This window comes from Saccharospirillum sp. MSK14-1, from assembly GCF_003054965.1.
In the GTDB taxonomy this organism is placed as follows: domain Bacteria; phylum Pseudomonadota; class Gammaproteobacteria; order Pseudomonadales; family Natronospirillaceae; genus Saccharospirillum.
Genome location: NZ_MIES01000026.1, coordinates 875,444 through 895,559, shown reverse-complemented (window position 1 = coordinate 895,559; position 20,116 = coordinate 875,444). Strand labels below are relative to the sequence as shown.

The 20,116-nt window shown below is 54.6% G+C and carries 18 protein-coding genes; 4 read left to right on the top strand and 14 right to left on the bottom strand.

The window, feature by feature from the left end; genetic code table 11:
• Positions 1-2 precede the first annotated feature (2 nt).
• The 4 genes from lspA to murJ form a co-directional block, all read right to left on the bottom strand.
• Complete coding sequence (gene lspA / locus BGP77_RS08070) at positions 3-521, bottom strand: signal peptidase II (protein WP_233252323.1); 519 nt, start codon at positions 519-521, stop codon at positions 3-5.
• Positions 514-3,333, bottom strand: coding sequence for an isoleucine--tRNA ligase (ileS, locus tag BGP77_RS08065; RefSeq protein WP_108164192.1), 2,820 nt, complete (start codon positions 3,331-3,333; stop codon positions 514-516). Before ileS ends, lspA begins: the two co-directional genes overlap by 8 nt.
• A 59-nt stretch (positions 3,334-3,392) precedes the next feature.
• Positions 3,393-4,310 (bottom strand): bifunctional riboflavin kinase/FAD synthetase, encoded by a 918-nt coding sequence (gene ribF / locus BGP77_RS08060; protein ID WP_108164191.1) that lies wholly within the window; start codon positions 4,308-4,310, stop codon positions 3,393-3,395.
• Between the two features lie 75 nt (positions 4,311-4,385).
• Positions 4,386-5,951 carry a murein biosynthesis integral membrane protein MurJ gene (gene murJ, locus BGP77_RS08055; RefSeq protein WP_108164190.1) on the bottom strand — a complete coding sequence of 522 codons (1,566 nt, stop codon included), beginning with the start codon at positions 5,949-5,951 and terminating at the stop codon, positions 4,386-4,388.
• Positions 5,952-6,119: 168 nt separating this feature from the next.
• On the opposite strand from murJ, the gene rpsT reads away from it, so the two are divergent.
• Positions 6,120-6,389 carry a 30S ribosomal protein S20 gene (gene rpsT / locus BGP77_RS08050; protein WP_108164189.1) on the top strand — a complete coding sequence of 90 codons (270 nt, stop codon included), beginning with the start codon at positions 6,120-6,122 and terminating at the stop codon, positions 6,387-6,389.
• Between the two features lie 65 nt (positions 6,390-6,454).
• On the opposite strand, the gene BGP77_RS08045 is transcribed toward rpsT, so the two are convergent.
• Positions 6,455-7,285, bottom strand: coding sequence for a pirin family protein (locus BGP77_RS08045; RefSeq protein WP_108164188.1), 831 nt, complete (start codon positions 7,283-7,285; stop codon positions 6,455-6,457).
• 101 nt (positions 7,286-7,386) lie between these two features.
• Here BGP77_RS08045 and BGP77_RS08040 point away from each other — a divergent pair, with 101 nt between their 5' ends.
• Positions 7,387-8,286 carry a LysR substrate-binding domain-containing protein gene (locus tag BGP77_RS08040; RefSeq protein WP_108164187.1) on the top strand — a complete coding sequence of 300 codons (900 nt, stop codon included), beginning with the start codon at positions 7,387-7,389 and terminating at the stop codon, positions 8,284-8,286.
• A 178-nt stretch (positions 8,287-8,464) separates the two neighbouring features.
• Here the strand turns inward: BGP77_RS08040 and BGP77_RS08035 are convergent, their stop codons facing one another.
• The 5 genes from BGP77_RS08035 to grpE form a co-directional block, all read right to left on the bottom strand.
• Complete coding sequence (locus tag BGP77_RS08035; protein ID WP_108164186.1) at positions 8,465-9,706, bottom strand: hypothetical protein; 1,242 nt, start codon at positions 9,704-9,706, stop codon at positions 8,465-8,467.
• A 652-nt stretch (positions 9,707-10,358) separates the two neighbouring features.
• Positions 10,359-11,168, bottom strand: a complete 810-nt coding sequence (gene dapB / locus BGP77_RS08025) for a 4-hydroxy-tetrahydrodipicolinate reductase (RefSeq protein WP_199224238.1) — start codon at positions 11,166-11,168, stop codon at positions 10,359-10,361.
• Positions 11,169-11,300: 132 nt separating this feature from the next.
• The gene (gene dnaJ / locus BGP77_RS08020; RefSeq protein ID WP_108164183.1) at positions 11,301-12,428 is read right to left on the bottom strand and encodes a molecular chaperone DnaJ; all 1,128 of its coding nucleotides are present in this window, start codon (positions 12,426-12,428) and stop codon (positions 11,301-11,303) included.
• Positions 12,429-12,544: 116 nt separating this feature from the next.
• A complete protein-coding gene (gene dnaK / locus BGP77_RS08015; RefSeq protein WP_108164182.1) occupies positions 12,545-14,461 on the bottom strand; it encodes a molecular chaperone DnaK in 1,917 nt (638 codons plus the stop codon).
• A gap of 91 nt (positions 14,462-14,552) precedes the next feature.
• A complete protein-coding gene (gene grpE, locus BGP77_RS08010) occupies positions 14,553-15,146 on the bottom strand; it encodes a nucleotide exchange factor GrpE (RefSeq protein ID WP_199224216.1) in 594 nt (197 codons plus the stop codon).
• Between the two features lie 227 nt (positions 15,147-15,373).
• Between grpE and recN the strand changes: the two genes are divergently transcribed.
• Positions 15,374-17,047 carry a DNA repair protein RecN gene (recN, locus tag BGP77_RS08005; protein WP_108164180.1) on the top strand — a complete coding sequence of 558 codons (1,674 nt, stop codon included), beginning with the start codon at positions 15,374-15,376 and terminating at the stop codon, positions 17,045-17,047.
• A 92-nt stretch (positions 17,048-17,139) separates the two neighbouring features.
• On the opposite strand, the gene fur is transcribed toward recN, so the two are convergent.
• On the bottom strand, positions 17,140-17,547 hold the full coding sequence (gene fur / locus BGP77_RS08000; protein ID WP_108164179.1) for a ferric iron uptake transcriptional regulator: 408 nt from the start codon (positions 17,545-17,547) through the stop codon (positions 17,140-17,142).
• Positions 17,548-17,653: 106 nt separating this feature from the next.
• Here fur and BGP77_RS07995 point away from each other — a divergent pair, with 106 nt between their 5' ends.
• Complete coding sequence (locus tag BGP77_RS07995) at positions 17,654-17,929, top strand: outer membrane protein assembly factor BamE (RefSeq protein ID WP_108164178.1); 276 nt, start codon at positions 17,654-17,656, stop codon at positions 17,927-17,929.
• Between the two features lie 18 nt (positions 17,930-17,947).
• Here the strand turns inward: BGP77_RS07995 and BGP77_RS07990 are convergent, their stop codons facing one another.
• The 3 genes from BGP77_RS07990 to BGP77_RS07980 are packed head-to-tail and all read right to left on the bottom strand — an operon-like array spanning position 17,948 to position 20,086.
• The gene (locus BGP77_RS07990) at positions 17,948-18,253 is read right to left on the bottom strand and encodes an RnfH family protein (protein WP_108164177.1); all 306 of its coding nucleotides are present in this window, start codon (positions 18,251-18,253) and stop codon (positions 17,948-17,950) included.
• Complete coding sequence (locus BGP77_RS07985; protein WP_108164176.1) at positions 18,246-18,677, bottom strand: type II toxin-antitoxin system RatA family toxin; 432 nt, start codon at positions 18,675-18,677, stop codon at positions 18,246-18,248. Before BGP77_RS07985 ends, BGP77_RS07990 begins: the two co-directional genes overlap by 8 nt.
• Positions 18,678-18,712: 35 nt before the next feature.
• Positions 18,713-20,086 (bottom strand): hypothetical protein, encoded by a 1,374-nt coding sequence (locus BGP77_RS07980; protein WP_108164175.1) that lies wholly within the window; start codon positions 20,084-20,086, stop codon positions 18,713-18,715.
• Positions 20,087-20,116: the final 30 nt, after the last annotated feature.

Below are 20,116 nucleotides of genomic sequence, written 5' to 3'. Positions count from 1 at the left end.
GCTCAGCTCACCGCTCCACGACGTCGTTTTTCCAACCAGAAGGCATCAATCAATATCATGATAGCCCCTACGGTAATGGCGCTGTCGGCAATATTAAAGGCCGGGAAGTAGCTGTTGCCCCAATGCGCATGGATAAAGTCGACCACGTAACCGAGTGTTACCCGATCATAGAGATTGCCCAGCGCACCACCGAGAATCAGTGACAAAGCCACGGCCACCCAGCGATCGGTCGGCTTCAGCCGCATAATCCACACGACCAGCAAAACAGACACCGCCAGCGCAATAACGACAAATAACCAGCGCTGCCAGCCGCCCGCCGCGCCCAGGAAACTGAACGCCGCGCCACGGTTATGCAACAAGGTAAAGTCGAGCACCGGCAACACCGGTACCGGCTGACGATAGGTCAACAACTCAACCGCCAGCGATTTAGTCCACAGATCGACCGCAATAACGACAGCGGCAATCACCAGCCACAGCAGCTGACGAGGACCACTGGGAAACAGCTGATTCAGCTTAGGCAAAGTAACGCACCTCACCCTTGCCAGTGACGTTCTCGACGCAGCGACCACAGAGCTCCGGGTGTTCCGGATGCAGGCCAACATCTGGACGCTGGTGCCAGCAACGCTCGCACTTCGGCAGTTCGGAGGCGACGACCGCCACTTTCAAACTTTCCAGGTCGGTATCGATGGCGTCGGCCGGTGCATCGTTCAGCTCGGCCAATTTAGCCTCACTGGTCAAGGTGACAAAGCGCAGCTCGTCACCCAGTTCCGCCAAAGCCGCTTTTAATTCACTGTCGCAGTACAGCGTCACTTCCGCTTTCAGACTGCCGCCAACGCGACCTTCATTACGCGCCAGTTCCAGTACTTTATTGACGCCTTCTTTGGCCGCCTGAACCTGCGCCCAGAAAGCGCCGTTCATCGGTTCGCTGTCAGATAAGGTGGTCAGGCCTTCATACCAGGTTTGTTCGAACACGCTCAGGCTGCGCTCACCCGGCAAGTGCTGCCAGAGCTCGTCGGCAGTAAAGCTCAGGATCGGTGCGATCCAGCGAACCAAGGCTTCCAGAACGTGGTAGAGCGCAGTCTGGCAGGAACGACGCGCCAGCGAATCGGCCTGGGTGGTGTACTGGCGATCCTTGATGATATCCAGATAGAAACCGCCCATATCCAGCACGCAGAAGTGATGGATTTTCTGATACACCTGAACGAACTGATAGTTGTCGTAGCAATCCGACAGTTCCTGCTGAAGCCGGTAGGCACGATCAACAGCCCAACGGTCCAGCGCCAACATCTGCTCCGGCTCAACCTGATCTTTGGCTGGGTCAAAACCGCTCAGGTTGGAGATAAAGAAACGCGCCGTATTACGGATGCGGCGGTAGGCATCGGCGGTACGGTTCAGAATTTCTTTAGACATCGCCATCTCGCCGCTGTAGTCGGTCGACGCGACCCACAACCGCATGATGTCGGCACCCATGGTGTTGAAGATTTCTTCCGGTTCGATGCCGTTACCCAACGACTTGGACATCTTGTGTCCTTTCTCATCGATGGTGAAACCATGCGTCAGCACCTGCTTATAGGGTGCACTGCCGTTGATGGCGACGGCGGTTTTCAACGATGACTGGAACCAGCCGCGATGCTGATCCGACCCTTCCAGGTACATATCGGCCGGGTACTCACCCAGCTCCGCACGCTTGCGCAGGACGGTGTCATGGGTGACGCCGGAATCGAACCAGACATCGAGTGTATCGGTGACTTTTTCGTACTGATCGGCGTCGCTGATGACGTCGGCCAGGTCGAGTTCCCACCAGGCATCCATCCCTTCTTTTTCGACGCGCTCGGCAACCGCTTCAATGATGCGCGGCAATTCGGGGTGCAGCTCGCCCGTCTCTTTGTGGGTCACAAAGGCGATGGGCACGCCCCAGGTACGCTGGCGTGAGATACACCAGTCCGGGCTTTGTTCCATCATCGCTTCGATGCGGTTCTGGCCCCAACCGGGCACCCAGCGCACGCCTTTGATGGCGTCCAGCGCCTGACCGCGCAGGTTTTGCTTGTCCATGCTGATAAACCACTGTGGCGTGGCACGGTAGATCAGCGGGGTTTTGGTCCGCCAGCAGTGAGCGTAGCTGTGAGTCAACTTGCCCTCGCTGAGCAGGCGATCGTGCTCTTTGCACACCTCGATGATGTGCGGCTCGACTTTATAAACGTGTTCGCCAGCAAACAGCTCGACATTATTGCGATAAACACCGCCATCGTTCAGCGGGTTTAAGGTTTCAATGCCGTAGCGCTGACACACCAGAAAGTCATCCATACCGTGATCAGGCGCGGTATGAACCAGGCCGGTACCGGCGTCGAGCGTGACATGATCGCCCAGCAGAATCGGGATGTCGCGCTGATAAAACGGATGATCGAACACCAGCCCTTCCAACGCCTGACCTTTCGCCCGACCGATGATTTTGGTGTTGGTCAAACCTTGGCGTTCTGTCGCAGCGTCGAGCAAGCCTTCCGCCAGAATCAGTCGCGCAGGCGAACCGTTAACGTCGGTTTGCAGTAAGACGTAATCCAGTTCCGGATGCACCGAGATGGCCTGGGACGCAGGCAAGGTCCAAGGCGTGGTGGTCCAGATAACCGCACCGACTTCGCCTTCGCCGGCTTCCGTACCAAAGGCCTTGAGTACTGACGACGGGTCTTTGGCGGCGTAACGAACATCGATGCTGAACGACGTTTTGTCTTTGTATTCAACTTCGGCTTCGGCCAAAGCCGAGCCACCGACCACACTCCAATAAACCGGCTTGAAGCCACGCACTAAGTGACCGCTTTCGGCGATTTTGCCCAGCGCGCGGATGATATCGGCTTCGGTCTGATGGTTCAGCGTCAGATAGGGGTTCTGCCAATCACCAAAGACACCCATGCGGATAAAACCTTTGCGCTGATTGTCAATTTGACCCAACGCATAGGCGCGACATTCCGCACGGAAGGTTTTGAAGTCGACCTTGTCACCCGCACGACCGATGGTGGTCTCCACCTTGTGCTCAATCGGCAAACCGTGGCAATCCCAGCCCGGCACATAAGGCGCGTCAAAGCCGATAAAACCCTTCGACTTGATGATGATATCTTTAAGAACCTTGTTGACCGCATGGCCGAGGTGCAAATCACCATTCGCGTACGGCGGGCCATCATGCAGAATGAACTTGGGACGACCTGCGCTGGCTGCGCGAATGCGCTGGTAAATGCCGTTTTGCTCCCATTGAGCCAGCATTTCCGGCTCACGCTTGGCCAGGTTACCGCGCATCGGAAAGTCCGTCTGCGGCAAATTCAGTGTCGCTTTATAGTCAGTCATGGAGGTCGGTCACTTCGGTCAATGGGCCTGTCTCAGGCAACCGGGGTTGGAAGGATGAGTTATCCGTTTACTTCATTCGTATCAAACCAGGCTCGTGCAGCCTGGATATCGGCCTGAATCTGGTTTTTCAGGGCGTCAAGACTATCAAATCTTTCAATGCCCCGCAGCCGCTGCCATAGCTGCACATCGAGGCGCTGGCCATACAAATCAAGGTCAGCATCGAACAGGTGCACTTCAAGCCAGTTACGTTCATCACCAACGGTCGGCTTAGGCCCCAGATTGGCAACGCCCGGCAACCAGCGATCGCCTACCCGGGTGCGCACTGCAAAGACGCCGTTGGTGGCCAGTTTGGGATGGTTCAACAGAATATTGGCCGTCGGCACACCGATGGTACGGCCCAGTTTACGGCCGTGAACAACCCGACCACTGAGCGTATATGGTTCGCCCAGCAATTCAGCGGCTTCCTGCAGGTGGCCCTCAGCCAAACTGGTGCGAATCGCCGTACTGGAAACGCGATCGTCACCCAGGCGCTGCGATTCCAGCTGCTGCACTTCAAAATCGTATTGGCGCAGGAAATCGACATCACCACGACGATCGTTACCGAAGCGGAAGTCATCACCGACCTGCACCCAGCGCGCGTTCAGGCCATCGATCAATACATGCTGCACAAAATCAGCCGCTGACATGGCACGCAACGCGGAATTAAAGGAGAGCACCACCAGCTGATCAACGCCCATGGCTCCCAGGCGTCGAACCTTGTCGTTCAATGCAGCCAAACGGGCTGGCGCGCCTTTCGGATCGAAAAACTCGCGAGGTTGCGGTTCAAAAGTCACAACAGTGGAGGCCAGGCCACGGGAATGGGCCGCTTCATTAAGCGCTTCAATTAAGCGTTGATGCCCCAGGTGAAGGCCATCGAAGCTACCAATGGTCACGGCGGCCGGCTGGCCGAGCGGTCGAGGTCGACGACTGATACGCATAGCGATCTGTGGTGGCGAACAGGGCCGCGCAGTATACAAAAAAGTGCCGATGACGTCTCCCGTCAGTGCACAGTTTCAGTGCCCCGTTAAATGTCGCGGCCGCCCACCGGCCAATACCCAGACCACGGCAAACACCGACAATCCCTGCGCAACTAACAGACCGACTCGCCAGATGCGCCCGGGAATATCAGCGGGCAGCGCCATCCACTCCAGCTGCATCAGGCCCAATAAGGCCAGCGCCATCACGGCAGACGCAAAAAGCGCCCTCACGGCAGCGGGCCACCAGAGTGCTAAGGCAGGCAATCGACGCTCACGCGACAACGTCCAGGCCAGCATGCCCGCATTGACCCAGGATGAAAGCGCGGTCGCTAACGCCAATCCAACGTGCGCCAGCGGTATAATCAAGAGCAGGTTGAACACCATATTTAACGACATTGCCCAGATGGCAATGCGCACCGGCGTTCGAGTGTCCTGACGCGCAAAAAACGCCGGCGCCAGGATTTTAATCAGCATAAAAGCAGGAAGACCGACCGCATAGGCCATCAGGCTGGCCGCACTGCGACTGACGTCATAAGGCGTAAAAGCCTGATATTGGAACAAAGCCGTCAACAGCGGCTCGGCTAACACGACCAGAGCCGCCATGGCCGGCAAACCCACGGTCAACACCAGCGACAAGGCCCAACCCAAAGTGCGTTTAAAGGCGTCCGGGTCTTCAGCACTGGACTGACTGGATAACCGTGGCAACAAAACGGTACCAATGGCGATACCAATGACGCCCAACGGCAGTTCTGACAAACGATCCGAATAATACAGCCAGCCGACAGAACCATCGACCAGCAACGATGCCAAGACGGTGTCCAGTAACAGGTTAATCTGACTGACCGAGACACCAAAGAGGGCCGGCACCATCAGCACCGCGATCCGCTTTACACCAGCATGGCGAGCACGCCAATCCAGCGGTTGCCAAACGCCCAGCCGAATCAACGACGGCCAAAGCCAAAGCCACTGGAGCAACCCCGCGATTAATACACCGATGGCAAGGCCCGTCATCGGCACATCAAACTGCGGTGTCAGCCAGAATGCGGCACCAATCAGACAGAGATTCAGAATGACCGGCGTAATCGCCGGCGCGGCAAAGCGGTTATAGGTATTAAGAACGGACTGCCCCAATGCCGTCAGCGAAATAAACCACAGATAAGGAAAGGTTAACCGGAGGAAGTCGGCTGTTTGCGCCAATTTGACGCCATCGTCATGAAAACCCGGTGCAAATAGCCAGGCTACTGCAGGCGCAGCAACCATGGCGATCAGGGTAATCAGCCCCACAACAGAGCCCAACGCCACCTGAGTGGCGGCGACCAGACGCCGCACGCCCGCATCGCCTTCTTCCTGACGGATCTGACTCAACACGGGAATAAAGGCCTGGTTAAAAGCGCCTTCCGCAAACAACCGGCGAAGGAAATTAGGCACTTTAAACGCCACAAAAAAGGCATCCATCGCGCCACCAGCACCAAACAGTACGGCAAAAACGACATCACGCGTCATGCCTAAAACTCGCGAAACCATGGTTGCCGCAGCGACCACCATCGAATGACTCAACAAGCCCGATCGGCTTTTAACAGGTTTTGAGTCGGCTGCAGCCATGATTCGATCCGTGGTCAGAAGGGCGAAGCGGCCCAGTCTAGCCGATCCGGGCGCTCAGCCGGAAGTGGCGAAATCGACACGGACAAGCCAGCATTGACAACACCGAAGCTAAACCCTAGAATCGCGCCCCTCGAATTTGACCCTCAAGACAGTTGAAAGGAGCTGCCCGTGGCAAACTCTGCTGGTTCCAAGAAACGTGCTCGTCAGGCAGTGAAGCGCCGGGCGCACAACGCCAGTCAACGATCTATGGTTCGCACCTACGTAAAGAAGGTTGTGAAGCAGATCGAAGCTAAGAACTACGATGAAGCGTCCAAGGCCCTGACGACCGCACAGCCGGTTATCGATGGCATGGCCCGCAAAGGCATCATCAGCAAGAACAAAGCGTCTCGCACCATGAGCCGCCTGTCCGCTCGCGTTAAAGCACTGAAAGCTGCTTAAGCATCGACGGATACGAAAAAACCCGCCTCGGCGGGTTTTTTTATGCCTTAGGTAAATACCTTCTATCAGAAGCGACCTTCATTAAAGTCAGTGATGGCCTGCTGAACCTCTTCAACCGTGTTCATCACGAACGGTCCATATTGCACCACCGGCTCCTCAATGGGATCACCGGCGACCACCAGCAAACGGGTCTTCGGCGATAAGGAGAGGACTTCAATAAAGTCACCCTCACCCAAGATTCCCAAGTGACGCTCCGGCAACTGTGTACCGGACAGCTCGGCCGAACCCTGATAGACATAAACAAACGCCGTCTTACCCAGCGGCACATCAACCCGTTGAGTCGCGTCATCATTCAGATGAAAGTCCAGATACAACGGGTCGGTCACTACATCCTCTACCGGGCCTTCCACGCCCTGGAAGTTGCCCACCAACACTTTGACAATACCGTTGTCCAACTCAACCTCAGGCACATCTTCTGGGCGAATGTCTTGATAGCGCGGCGCTGTCATCTTGTGCGTTGATGGCAGGTTTACCCACAATTGAAACCCCCAGACAGGGCCATCTTCCTGGTTAGGCATTTCTTCGTGAACAATGCCTCTGCCTGCCGTCATCCACTGGATAGAACCGGGCGCCAGGTAACCGGTATTACCTTGATTATCACCATGACGAAACGCGCCTTTCAGCATGTAGGTGACTGTTTCGAACCCACGATGTGGGTGCATGGGAAAGCCCGCCATATAGTCGGCTTTATCATCAGACTTAAACTCATCCAGCATCAAGAAAGGATCCAGATTACGGACGTACTGGTTTCCAATTACCCGCGTCAGTTTGACACCGGCACCATCCGACGTGGGAATACCTTTGGCAATTTGTCGAACACTTCGCTCTTGGCTCATCTCGCTCTCCTGCCGTTTGTTGAATGGCAACAAAGTAAGCATTTGCAGGCATTGCTGTAAGCGGAATATATTGCCCCTTCACTTCAAAAATACTGAATGCCATGGCTCATAACCCTATATCGCTCGACCTGCTCCGTGCACTGGACGCCATTGATCAACGTGGCAGCTTTGCCGCTGCGGCACAGGCGCTGCACAAAGTGCCATCAGCACTGACCTACACCGTTCAAAAGGTTGAGCAGGACCTGGGCGTCGACTTATTCGATCGATCCGGCCATCGCGCCAAGCTAACACCCGCCGGGCGACTGATACTGGAAGAAGGCCGAGATATCCTCCGCGATATGGACAGCCTGGCCAGTTCCGCCAAAAAGATCGCCAGTGGCTGGGAGCCTGAGCTACGTATTGGCGTAGATACATTCTACGAAGCCAGCCGTCTCTTTCCTCTGATTGGCGAATTCAACGGCGAGCACCCCTACATCAAGTTGCATTTATTGCATGGCTCGCTGACGGGAACCTGGGAAATGTTGATCAACGGCAGCGCGGACCTAATCCTTTCTGCCAGCAATCTTGATCCCAAACTGGAAGGCTATGAAACCAAAATGCTGGGCGACACCAGCCTGACGTTCGTTGTTGCCAGCGGCCACCCCTTGGCTGAACGCGCCTGTGAAGTGTCGGTTAAGGAGATTGAGGAATTCCCAACCATCGTCGTGCGCGATACAACCCAGTTGATGGCCCCCAGAACCGTCGGCTGGACTCGGCAAAACCGGGTGATTACCGTCCCCACCATGACCGATAAAATCGAAGCGCAAAAAGCTGGCTTAGGCGTTGGCTACTTACCGTCTCATCGCATTCAAGACGAACTGAAAAACGGTGTACTGGTACCGGTAAAAGTGGACGCACCCGAAGCGAAAGACTCGGCGATTATGGCCTGGCGTAAAGGCGTGAATGGAGAAGCGTTGAAATGGTTTCTGGAAAAGATTGATGGTGCTCAGTTGGGGCTCTAAGCACTGACTAAAACTGCGTTACCACAAATAAACCACACAGATAAAACCTCCAAAGACACCGCATTCCAACAGAAAACTTCTACGCAATGCGATACGGCTATTAGCCAATCTCAAACCATCAGACATAAAAAAGCCGCCCTAAGGGCGGCTTCGTTTCTAAGTTTAGACTAAGTCTAAATTAGAATGCGTAGGCAGCAGACAGTTTCAGAGCATTGATAGCTGCAGCGTTTTCTGCGTCAACCGCGTCAGCTTCTTCTGCGCGGAAGTCGTAGTCGGCAGCGTAAACAACGCCATTGTCTTGAGTATAAGAAACACCGGCTTCGAACAACGGAGCGTTTGCAGTTTCCGCATCGAAGTTAGCCAGAGTCACTTCACCGTAGGCTTCCAACGGGCCGTCGGTGTAAGTAACGTTAGCCAGGATTTCATCACCAATTTCTTCGGCAGCTGTGTAAGTATACTCACCAGTCAGAGTGATCATGTCGATGGTGTAAGCGGCACCGAACAACAACTCCATAGAGTCATCAACCAGAACACTGGAAGCGTCCAGGTCTTGGCCTTTAACGTAGGCAGTCAGAGCAGCCATCGGAGTTACTTCAACTTCGAAACCATACTCAGCAAAAGTCTCTTTTTCTTGAGAGCTTGCTGCTTGAGGGATAGTAGTCGGAGCTGTGTAAGTGTTGTAGGCAGCCTTAACGGAGAACATATCAGCAGTGTAAGTTACACCAGCACCAGCATAGGTGTAAGGATCTGCACTGTCAGGAGCTTCGTCAGACGCACGGAACTGAGCATCAACACGGTAAGACAGAGCGTCAACACTACCAGCGTAGGCAGCCGATACACCGTAGTCGGTACCGTTCTGAGCAGCATCACCTTCCTGACCTTCGATTTGAACCTGCAGGCCGCCCATGGTGTAGCGGATACCAGCATCAATCGGAGCACCGTCGTCCAGTTCAAAGTCGACTTCGTCGTCTTGATCACCATCATCATTCAAATCCGCGGTTGACGCTTCATCAATGATGATTTCGGAATCACCCATGTCGTAGGCATAGTCATCAGTTTCCAGCAAGCTACCAACCTGACCGAAAGAGATGGCACCATCAGTAACAATCAGATCTTCGACTGCAAAGTCTCCTTCGCCATCATCCAAAGTGGTCACGATGTTGGCAGAGAACGGACCATGGGTGATGGTTTGAGTAACTTCCAAACCCCAAGCTTCGCCAGCAGTTGCTGAATCGAAGTCATCGCCTTCATCCAGGTCAACGTCTTTAGTTTCGCCTTCGAAGTCATAAACGAACATGGCTTCCATGGAACCAACAGCGCTCCAGGAAAATTCGGTGTCGCTTTCAGCGTGTGCCTGAGCAGAGATTGCAGCAGCCAGTGCAGAAATCGCTACACCAGAAGCAATTTTGATCGCTTTCATTCAAGATTCCCCTTTTTTTATTTAACTGGTTTGGTGACCAGACTTTCTCGATGAATCATGACTGACACTTGAGTCGGTACGCTACCGATTAGGCAACCAATAACGACACACGAATCTAACGTCAACCAGGACCCTTGTTATCGTTGTATCCTGCTATACGTATATTACAACCGCATTGCAGAGTCAAAACGTTACCGGAGGAAAACGTCTTGGCAGTAAGGCTACTCTGGGCGGACAGACGATTCAACATCGGCTCCTATCGAGTTTCCAACTGCGTTCGGGGTCAGGCGGATTGGTTAACTGTCGACATCAAAATCAACACTGAACCGATGCCCTTCCACCCCGGTTCGCTTCCTGCTCCGGGCTTGATCGAGAATGCCTCAATCAACGTCCGAGGCCTATCAAACCAGAGCCTCCGGGGGTGGTCAACCCATTTTTTTGCGTTTTTTTGACGTTCGTCAGCCTAACTTATACAACTTAACGGTTGACAAAAAAGTGGCCCGGAACCCGCATGACAGCTGGACTGATGATTTTTCACCACTCAAACCACCTGCCGATCCCAACCATCACTTGTTGAACTCAGCCTGAACCAATCGTTAATTGGACTGTGCCCACACAGCAAAACGAACAATTCCACGCTGTATTAAACGATTTAACTGGCGGTATTTTTGAGGGTCAATACGTCTTCCATATCGTACAAACCGGCAGGTTGATCAGCTAACCAAAGCGCTGCTCTTAACGCACCACGCGCAAACGTTTGCCGGCTGCTGGCCTTATGGCCAATTTCCAATCGCTCACCTTCAGTGGCAAACATTACGGTGTGCTCACCGACAATATCGCCCGCGCGGACAGTCGCAAAACCAATGGTGTCATCTCGGCGAGGACCTTCCTGACCTTCGCGCCCGTACACAGCGCACTGTTTCAGGTCGCGCCCCAGAGTCTGAGCCACCGCTTCTCCCATCCGTAATGCGGTGCCACTGGGGGCGTCTACTTTATGGCGGTGATGCGCTTCAATGATTTCAATATCACTTTCATCGCCCATAACCCTCGCTGCGGTTCGTAGCAGCTGCAACGCTAAAGTGACACCCACGCTGTAATTGGCTGCGAAGACAATGCGTTGTTGTTTGGCATATTCCGACAGTCTCTGCAGCTGCTCATCGGTAAAACCCGTCGTTCCGATGACCACCGCGACGTTGCTGTCAGCTAACTGTTCAAGGTGATTCAGGGTTGCCTGCGGAGTTGTGAAATCGATGACCACATCAACCGAACGCAGTACCTTTAGATCCGTCTCAGTTGTCACACCGAGCCGTCCCAAACCAGCCAGCTCACCCGCATCAACACCCGCCAGACTCGACGTCGGAGATACCGTTGCTACGGCCAACTGGGCATTGTCATTAGCGGATACTGCCTGGATCAATGCGCGACCCATGCGGCCTGCAGCGCCAGTTATGGCGATATTCAACATTGGTAGATCCCCAAACTTTGTAAGTGACGACGTAAAGAATGGGGATTATAAGGAAGGGGAACGCTTCCGGATACGGCGCAGAAAACGCCATACCCGGTGAGACCAGTACAAACTGGCCCTAAACAAACATTACATTTCTTCGAAGAACTTCTTCACCCCATCAAACCAACCTTTGGTTTTAGGCGAGTGTTTTTTGCCATCATTAAGGCTGGCGCTGAGTTCTTCCAACAACTCTTTCTGACGTGCCGTCAGGTTAACCGGCGTCTCTACAGCAACCCGACACAGCAGATCACCCGTCGGACCACCGCGCACTGACTTCACGCCTTTACCACGAAGACGGAACAAGCGACCGGTCTGGGTTTCCGCGGGAATCTTAAGTTTCACCCGACCATCGAGTGTTGGCACTTCCAGCTCGCCGCCCAGGGCCGCATCGGCAAAACCGATGGGGACCTCACACAACAGATTGGTCCCTTCTCGATCGAAGATATCGTGCTTTTTAACATGAGCTTCTACATAGAGGTCGCCCGCTGGGCCACCGTGGCGCCCCGCCTCACCTTCACCCGATAAGCGAATGCGATCCCCGGTATCAACACCGGCAGGAATCTTCACATTCAGGGTTTTGGTTTCTTCTTTGACACCCCGGCCATAGCAGCTGGTGCAGGGGTCTTGAATAATTTGCCCAGTACCAGAGCAAGAAGGACAGGTTTGCTGAACAGCAAAGAACCCTTGCTGCATTCTGACCTGGCCCATGCCGTTACAGGTTGAACAGGTCACCGGCTGAGTGCCCTTTTTAGCACCACTGCCTTCGCAGGTGTCGCAGTTAACCAGAGTAGGAATGTTGAGGGTTTTTTCGGTGCCGCGAACCGCCTCTTCCAGCGTCAGTTCCAGGTTGTACTTAAGGTCTGAGCCTCGCTGCACACCCGAGCGACGACCGCCGCCCCCACCGCCGAAAATGTCACCAAAAACATCGCCAAAAATATCGCTGAAGCTGCCGGCACCAGCACCACCGCCGCCTCCAAAGCCACCTTGGCCATCAACGCCAGCGTGACCGAACTGATCGTAAGCCGCTTTTTTCTGCGGGTCAGCCAAGACTTCGTAGGCTTCTGATAACTCTTTAAACTTGGCCTCACTTTCCGCATCGCCCGGGTTACGGTCCGGGTGATACTTCATCGCCATGCGGCGATACGCCTTCTTGATCTCTTTTTCGTCCGCACCGCGTTCGACACCGAGTACGTCGTAGTAATCTCGCTTGGACATTGCCACTTGTGCCTTTGTTCAGCTGATATTCCAAAAACAGGACGGCTCCGGAGCGCAGAACACCCCGGAGCCGATGGGGCTGCAACCGAGGTTGCAGCCAGTCGCCAGAGGCCGACTTACTTGTTGTCTTTCACTTCTTCAAACTCGGCATCAACCGCATCGTCAGACGAAGCCGAGGACGAAGCATCGGCACCCGCGGCCGCTGCATCAGCACCCTGCTCAGCATAGAGCTTCTGAGCCAGAGAAGCCGAGGCTTCGCTCAGCGCTTCGGTTTTGGCATTGATGGTTTCAATGTCGTCACCTTTCAGCGCTTCTTCCAGTTCTTCAGCCGCTTTCTCAATGGCTGCTTTTTCTTCATCCGTTGCTTTATCACCGGCATCTTTCACGGTTTTACGCGTGGCATGAACCAAGCCATCGCCAGTGTTGCGCGCCTGTGCCAACTCTTCGAACTTACGATCGTCCTCAGCATGCGCTTCGGCATCTTTAACCATACGATCGATTTCTTCGTCGTTCAGACCCGAACTGGCTTTAATGACGATCGACTGCTCTTTGCCAGTCCCCTTGTCTTTAGCGGACACGTTCAGGATACCGTTGGCATCGATGTCAAAGCTGACTTCGATCTGAGGTACACCGCGCGGTGCCGGCGGAATGTCGGCCAGATCGAAACGGCCCAGCGATTTGTTCTGGCTGGCCATTTTACGCTCGCCCTGAACCACGTGAATGGTCACGGCGCCCTGGTTGTCATCGGCGGTCGAGAACACCTGGCTCTTCTTGGTCGGGATGGTGGTGTTCTTCTCGATCAGAGACGTCATCACGCCGCCCATGGTTTCGATACCCAAGGTCAGCGGGGTGACGTCGAGCAACAGCACGTCTTTGACGTCACCTGAAAGCACAGCACCCTGAATAGCAGCACCGATGGCAACGGCTTCATCCGGGTTCACATCACGGCGCGGCTCTTTACCGAAGAAGTCAGCCACACGTTTTTGCACCAGAGGCATACGGGTCTGACCACCCACCATGATGATCTCGTTGATGTCGGAGATTTCATGATCCGCATCCTGCAGCGCGGCGCGAACCGGCTCCAGTGAACGCTCAACCAGATCTTCAACCAGCGATTCCAGCTTGGCACGAGTCACCTTCACATTCAGGTGTTTCGGGCCTGACTGGTCAGCGGTGATGTACGGGAGGTTCACATCGGTCTGCTGACTGGACGACAATTCGATCTTGGCTTTCTCAGCGGCTTCTTTCAGACGCTGCATTGCCAGCGGATCGCCTTTGAGGTCGATGCCAGAATCTTTCTTGAAGCTTTCTGCCAGATACTCAATCAAGCGCAGGTCGAAATCTTCACCACCGAGGAAGGTGTCACCATTGGTGGCCAGCACTTCAAACTGGTGCTCGCCATCAACTTCAGCGATTTCGATGATGGAAATATCGAAGGTACCACCACCGAGGTCATAGACCGCCACGACACTGTCGCCACGTTTCTTGTCCATGCCATAAGCCAGGGCCGCAGCCGTCGGCTCGTTGATAATCCGTTTGACTTCCAGACCCGCGATGCGGCCGGCGTCTTTCGTCGCCTGACGCTGAGAGTCGTTGAAGTAGGCCGGCACGGTGATAACCGCTTCGGTTACTTCCTCACCCAGATATTCTTCCGCCGTCTTTTTCATCTTCTTCAAGACTTCGGCAGAAACCTGCGGCGGTGCTTTTTTGTCGCCTTTTACCTTAACCCAGGCATCACCGTTATCGGCCTTGACGATCTCGTACGGGACCATCTTGATGTCCTTCTGGACAACATCGTCCTCAAAACGACGACCGATCAAACGCTTAACCGCGTAGAGGGTGTTGGTGGGGTTAGTGACGGCCTGACGCTTGGCCGGTTGACCGACCAGCGTTTCGTCGTCATCGGTGAAGGCCACAATGGACGGGGTGGTACGATCGCCCTCGGCGTTTTCGATCACCTTCGCTTTGTCGCCTTCCTGAATGGCCACACACGAGTTGGTGGTTCCCAAGTCGATGCCTATGATCTTGCCCATTTTAACTGACACTCCGTAGTTCGTTTAACTGCTTGCTTGGCTATATGTGAGCGGCTGTTTCGAATTCAAGACCCTGCAATGTGCAGGGTTATTAAGCGGTCTCATCAATACTCTGACCGCCACCGCCAGAACCCTTGCTGACCATCACCATGGCCGGGCGTACCAGACGCTCGTGCAAGGTGTAGCCTTTTTGCATGACGGCGATAACGGTATTCGGCTCAACGTCCGGGTTTTCAACCATGGACATGGCCTGATGCAACTGAGGGTCAAAAGGATGTCCCTGAGGGTCGATCACTTCGACATTCAGCTTTTCAAAGGTGTCGAGCAGACCTTTGAGAGTCATTTCGACACCTTCTTTTAAAGGGGCGACCTCATCGGTCTCCGTCTCGATAGCGGCCAGGGTACGTTCAAGATTGTCCGCGACCGTCAGCATTTCCTTAACCAGTTTTTCCTGCCCAAACTTATGAGCATTCTCGACGTCTTTTTCTACCCGGCGACGCAGATTGGCCATTTCAGCTTCAGCGCGCAGGTATTGTTCATGGTTTTCCTTCGCTTGCTGTTGAGCAGCTGCCAACTGCTCTGCCAGATCGGCCGTTGCCGCCTCTTCAGCAGCGGCGGCTTCAGGAGCTGCCTCAGTCGGGGCTACGTCGTCCTGGGTCTCTACTGATTTATCTTCGCTTGCCATCATCGGATCCCAACTCTAATTATTCCGTACTTATCCGGCCGTGGCCGGGCGATAAAGCCACTCTCCACACTGCACCAGTGCGGAGTCGTTAGTGAGTAAGCTGGCCGAATTAATTGGGACTGGACCTGCTATTTCAAGGGAATAACGCCGCTGTTCATGACCCTGCTTGATATCACACCAAAAACACTGTACATATAGCCAGTATTCGACGTATCTGGGGAGCGCCCATGCTGCAGAATCTGGTTATCCGTAATATTGCCATCGCCGACAACATCGAAATTGAATGGCAGCGAGGCATGACTTCTATTTCTGGTGAAACTGGCGCGGGTAAATCCATCTTGCTCAATGGCTTGTCTCTGGCGCTGGGCGAACGGGCCGACTCAGGTATCGTTCGTCATGGTGAAAAACGCGCTGAAGTCACCGCCAGCTTTCAGGTGGCCCGCATTCCTGCTGCTCAAACCTGGCTTGCCGAGCGCGATCTGGACCAAGGCGAGGACTGCATTCTACGCCGTACCGTTTCCGCCGAAGGCCGGTCACGCGCCTACATCAACGGTCAGCCAGTGCCGCTCAGTGAGCTGAAGGCTCTGGGCGAGTGCTTAATCGATATTCACAGCCAGCACGCCCATCAATCTCTGTTACGCACCGATACCCACCTGCGCTTGCTGGATGAATACGCTGGCCAGGAAGCGTTGCGCCAATCCGTCCGCGAAGCCTGGATCAGCTGGCAAGGGCGCGCCCGCAAATATCGCCAACTGAAAGACAACTCCGATGAAAACGCCGCCCGCCGACAATTACTGGAATACCAGGTCGATGAGCTGCAACAACTGGCGCTGCAAACTGGGGAAGTGGAAGACCTGGAGCAGGAATTCAAGCGTTACAACCAGACCGAGAATCTGGTCAACGAAAGTTACGCTGCCCGCCAGTTACTGGAAAATGAAGACAGCAACGATGCGCTCTCCGCGTTAAAAAACGCCCTGCAACGACTGACCAACCTGGAAGACCCCCATCCACGGCTGAACAATGCCATTGGTCTGCTAGAAAGCGCCTTGATTCAGGCGCAAGAAGCCAGCGGCGATTTAGACAGCTACCTGGAAAGCTTCGACGTCGACGCCGCGCGAGTACAGGAGGTGGAGGAACGTCTGGACCGCATTCACAGCCTGGCTCGCAAACACCAGATTCGATCCGAAGCCTTACCGGAGCACGGCCAAGTCTTGGCTGAAGAATTACAAAGCCTGACCACCGACGCTGAAGACCTGGAAGGCATGGTCGAGGAAGTTGAACAACTCGAGGCCCAATACCGCGATCAGGCCACTGAACTGAGCGCTCAGCGGCGCCAGGCAGCCGAACGTTTTTCAGCCGAAGTGATGGACAAATTGGACCAGCTGTCGATGCCCGGAGCGCGTTTTGCGGTGCTCTGTGAAGCGCTGGAGAAAGCCACACCGGATGGTCTGGACCGTGTCGAATTTCAGGTCAGTATGAACCAGGGCCAACCGCTGCGGCCGCTGGCCAAAGTCGCTTCCGGCGGTGAATTGTCGCGAATATCCCTGGCCATTCAAGTGATTTGCGCTGAACACTCGACCATTCCAACACTGGTATTCGATGAAGTGGACGTTGGCATCAGCGGCGCCACGGCAGAAATCGTTGGGTTGATGTTACGGGCAGTGGGAGAGCGTGGCCAAGTCATCTGTGTAACCCACCTGCCGCAGGTAGCGGCTTTGGGGCATCACCATTGTGTCGTGACGAAGCAACAGGAAAGCGATCGCACTCGCACAGACATTAAGCCGATTCAGGACAGTCGACGCATCGACGAAATTGCCCGCATGCTGGGCGGCATCGATATCACTGCTCAAACACGCGCCCACGCCGAAGAAATGCTAATGCGCCATCAGCGGCAACATTAATCGTTAGAGATCAGAAAACATTAAGATAGAACGCGGAGGGTCACCCTGGCTGAATCAGAAAAGCAGCCAGGGTGAACACGTAAGCGGATGAATTACTTCTTCGACCGGACGTACAGCACCAAGCTGTGATCAACCAGTTCAAAGCCATGCTCTTTAGCGATGGCATGCTGGCGTTCTTCAATGACGGAATCGACAAACTCCACCACTTCGCCACTTTCAATATTGACCATGTGATCATGGTGCTCTTCGCTGGCCAACTCATAAACCGAGTGCGTGCCATCAAAGTTGTGCTTCATCACCAAGCCAGCAGACTCGAACTGAGTGAGCACACGATAAACCGTTGCCAACCCAACGTCTTCGCCACCATCTTGCAGCGCTTTATAGACTTCTTCGGCGCTCAGATGACCATCCGGATTGCTTTCGAACATCTGAAGAATTTTCAGCCGGGGTAAAGTCACCTTCAGACCCGCCTTTTTGAGCTCCTGATTTTGTGTTGTCACTTATCGTCTCCTTGGGTCGGTGTTACACTGCGCTGCGCCCACACAGGGCACTATTTATGTTGAGGATGATAACGATTTGAACCTGAAAAGCACAAAGTTAATTGTAATGGCGGTCATAGTCACCACGATCAGCGCCTGCAGTTTCTTTCAGCCCTACCAGCCCGAGTTAAAGCAAGGCAATTATGTTCGTCCGGAACAGCTCCAACAGCTGGAAACCGGCATGACTCCGGCTCAGGTGCAATTCTTGTTAGGCACGCCCATGTTAACCGGTGAACGTCCGGAACAACGGTGGGTTTATCCTCTTCAGCAAGAAGACGGCCGTTTTGAGCACCTTGAAGTCGAATTTGAAGCGGGCCAGGTGGCTCGGATCAACCGAAGCTAACTCGACCGATCTCAGACATTAGGATTCACGGGCCTTGGCCGCACGATTGAGCCGGGCCTGTTTAGGGTCGATCAACAACGGCCGGTAAATTTCCACACGATCGCCCGCACTGAGCTCCGTTTTTTCAGGCTCCGCCAACTTACGACCAAAGATCCCCAGCGGCGCCGCGGGTATATTCTCTTCCGGAAACTCTTGGTCGATCCCACTCAGCCGAACCGCCTCGGTCGCATTCGTCCCAACGGGCACATCCAGCGCCACAATCAACTGCTTTTCAGGCGTTGCAAAGGCCACTTCGACCGCAATCGTCTTCACAGCATCAGCCATAGAGTTCGTCCGCACGCCGCACAAAAGCGTCCACCATGCGATCACCCAACTGACGCAGGATTGGCCCGAAGGCCATCGCCATTATCCGGCCGTCGGTTTCAAACGACATATCCAATGCCACTTTGCAGCCTTCCTCACCCAAAGGCGTGATCGTCCAAAGTCCATTGAGGCTTTTCAGTGGGCCTTCGACCAGTTTCAGTTCAATGCGATGCGGTCGCTCCAACTGATTCCGAGTTACCAGGGTCCGTTCAATACCGGCCTTGCGCACCACCAGACGGCCGACCATATGCGTTTCTGAGGCTTCAATTTCCTGAGCATCAACAATGCCATCGAGAAACTGAGGATAAGCCTCAACATCATTGATCAGGTTATAGAGTGTTTCGGCGGAATGAGGCACCAGGGCGGTGCGGTGAATCTCTGTCATGACAACCTGTCTGGCCAGATGCCCACAGTGGGGCTTTAGAAGCGAGGATATACGGACTGATGACGCAGCCAGTCAAACAGTCGCCACAGCACCAACAGCAAAATGGCTACGGCTAATATTTGAGTGGGGCTGGCACCGCCAAAGCCCAACGTAGCGCGCACGAATACTAACGCAACCGCAATTGGGATCAAAACTTTGACCGCTAAACGCCAGGCCAGATAGCGACCTCCCGTCCGCGGATTCACCTGCTTAAGCACCTGGTTGGGTGACAACCCCCAGCCCACCCAAAGCGTCGTCAGCAACGCCATGGCGGGCGCCACCAGAGAAAACGCAAACCGGCTGAACAGCTCGGTCAATGGTAATCCATACCAAGTCAGGCGCGGTTCGACCCGTGCAGATAACTGCAACAGCAAGGCCAGTACCAAGGCAGCCGCCAAGCCAGCAATCAACCAGCGCCGACTGCTGCGGCCGGTATGAACCAGCGAAAAGTGCAGCAACAAAGGCAGACTGCCGAGCGCACCCACCACAGAACCGACGGCAACAAAGGTGGCCCAGGTGGGCGACAAGCCATCGCTCTGCGCCAGCTGTGCCACCAGTGCCTGCAACACCACACCCGCCTCAGAACCGGTAATATCCGTCTGCGCCAAACCGCTGTGCAAGGTCGCAACAATCACCAGGCCCAGGCAAAGATCAAACAATTGCGCGGCCAGTACCCAACGCCCGGTCGGCAAACTCAACGGCAGTCGACTGCCGATCAGATACCAGACCATAAAACCCGCCATCGATGAGGTCAGAGCGTATTGCAACGCAGTGATCGTTTCGCCGACCCCAATGGGATGCCAATTCCACTGCTGCAACAACACAACGACCTCAGGCAATTGCACCAGCATCAAGATCAAACACAACGGTATGACAACGGCATAAACCAGGGCAGCACCTGTCCAGGCAAAAATGGCCACCGCACCGAGCAACAGCACCTGCAAAAAAATCAGCGCAATCAGACGTTCGTTTTGCAGACCCAGTTCATACCAGTACAACACCCGGTCCAGACGATCGAAACCAGCGACACGACCGCTTAAACCGTCCCAACCCACCGCCAACGTCCAGCTGGCGTTATAGAGGTTGATCGCCAGAACACACAAAACAGCGGCCAGCAAACACACCAGCAGCGCACGCGCCCAAGGGCGGCCACGCCGCTCTGTCGCCAGCTCAACCGGAGATACGCCCTGATAGCGCCCAGCCACCAGCTCGGCGTGCAACAACGGCAAGACGATGACGAGCTTGAACACCGCATACAGCAACAGAAAGCTGAGCTCGCCGGAGCGGGCCGCGTGCACAGGCAACAACAGGAAATCGGATAACCCGATCTGACTGCCGAATAGGATCAACAAAATGAACATCTGATTCATGGCTGTCAGTATAAGCGCCCTGCCTTGCGC

Excerpts from the sequence above, each read along its gene's own strand:
- ileS (WP_108164192.1), bottom strand. The coding sequence starts at position 3,333 with ATGACTGACTATAAAGCGACACTGAATTTGCCGCAGACGGACTTTCCG.
- ribF (WP_108164191.1), bottom strand. The coding sequence starts at position 4,310 with ATGCGTATCAGTCGTCGACCTCGACCGCTCGGCCAGCCGGCCGCCGTG.
- murJ (WP_108164190.1), bottom strand. The coding sequence starts at position 5,951 with ATGGCTGCAGCCGACTCAAAACCTGTTAAAAGCCGATCGGGCTTGTTG.
- BGP77_RS08045 (WP_108164188.1), bottom strand. The coding sequence starts at position 7,285 with ATGAGCCAAGAGCGAAGTGTTCGACAAATTGCCAAAGGTATTCCCACG.
- BGP77_RS08040 (WP_108164187.1), top strand. The coding sequence starts at position 7,387 with ATGGCTCATAACCCTATATCGCTCGACCTGCTCCGTGCACTGGACGCC.
- BGP77_RS08035 (WP_108164186.1), bottom strand. The coding sequence starts at position 9,706 with ATGAAAGCGATCAAAATTGCTTCTGGTGTAGCGATTTCTGCACTGGCT.
- dnaJ (WP_108164183.1), bottom strand. The coding sequence starts at position 12,428 with ATGTCCAAGCGAGATTACTACGACGTACTCGGTGTCGAACGCGGTGCG.
- dnaK (WP_108164182.1), bottom strand. The coding sequence starts at position 14,461 with ATGGGCAAGATCATAGGCATCGACTTGGGAACCACCAACTCGTGTGTG.
- grpE (WP_199224216.1), bottom strand. The coding sequence starts at position 15,146 with ATGGCAAGCGAAGATAAATCAGTAGAGACCCAGGACGACGTAGCCCCG.
- recN (WP_108164180.1), top strand. The coding sequence starts at position 15,374 with ATGCTGCAGAATCTGGTTATCCGTAATATTGCCATCGCCGACAACATC.
- BGP77_RS07995 (WP_108164178.1), top strand. The coding sequence starts at position 17,654 with ATGGCGGTCATAGTCACCACGATCAGCGCCTGCAGTTTCTTTCAGCCC.
- BGP77_RS07990 (WP_108164177.1), bottom strand. The coding sequence starts at position 18,253 with ATGGCTGATGCTGTGAAGACGATTGCGGTCGAAGTGGCCTTTGCAACG.
- BGP77_RS07985 (WP_108164176.1), bottom strand. The coding sequence starts at position 18,677 with ATGACAGAGATTCACCGCACCGCCCTGGTGCCTCATTCCGCCGAAACA.
- BGP77_RS07980 (WP_108164175.1), bottom strand. The coding sequence starts at position 20,086 with ATGAATCAGATGTTCATTTTGTTGATCCTATTCGGCAGTCAGATCGGG.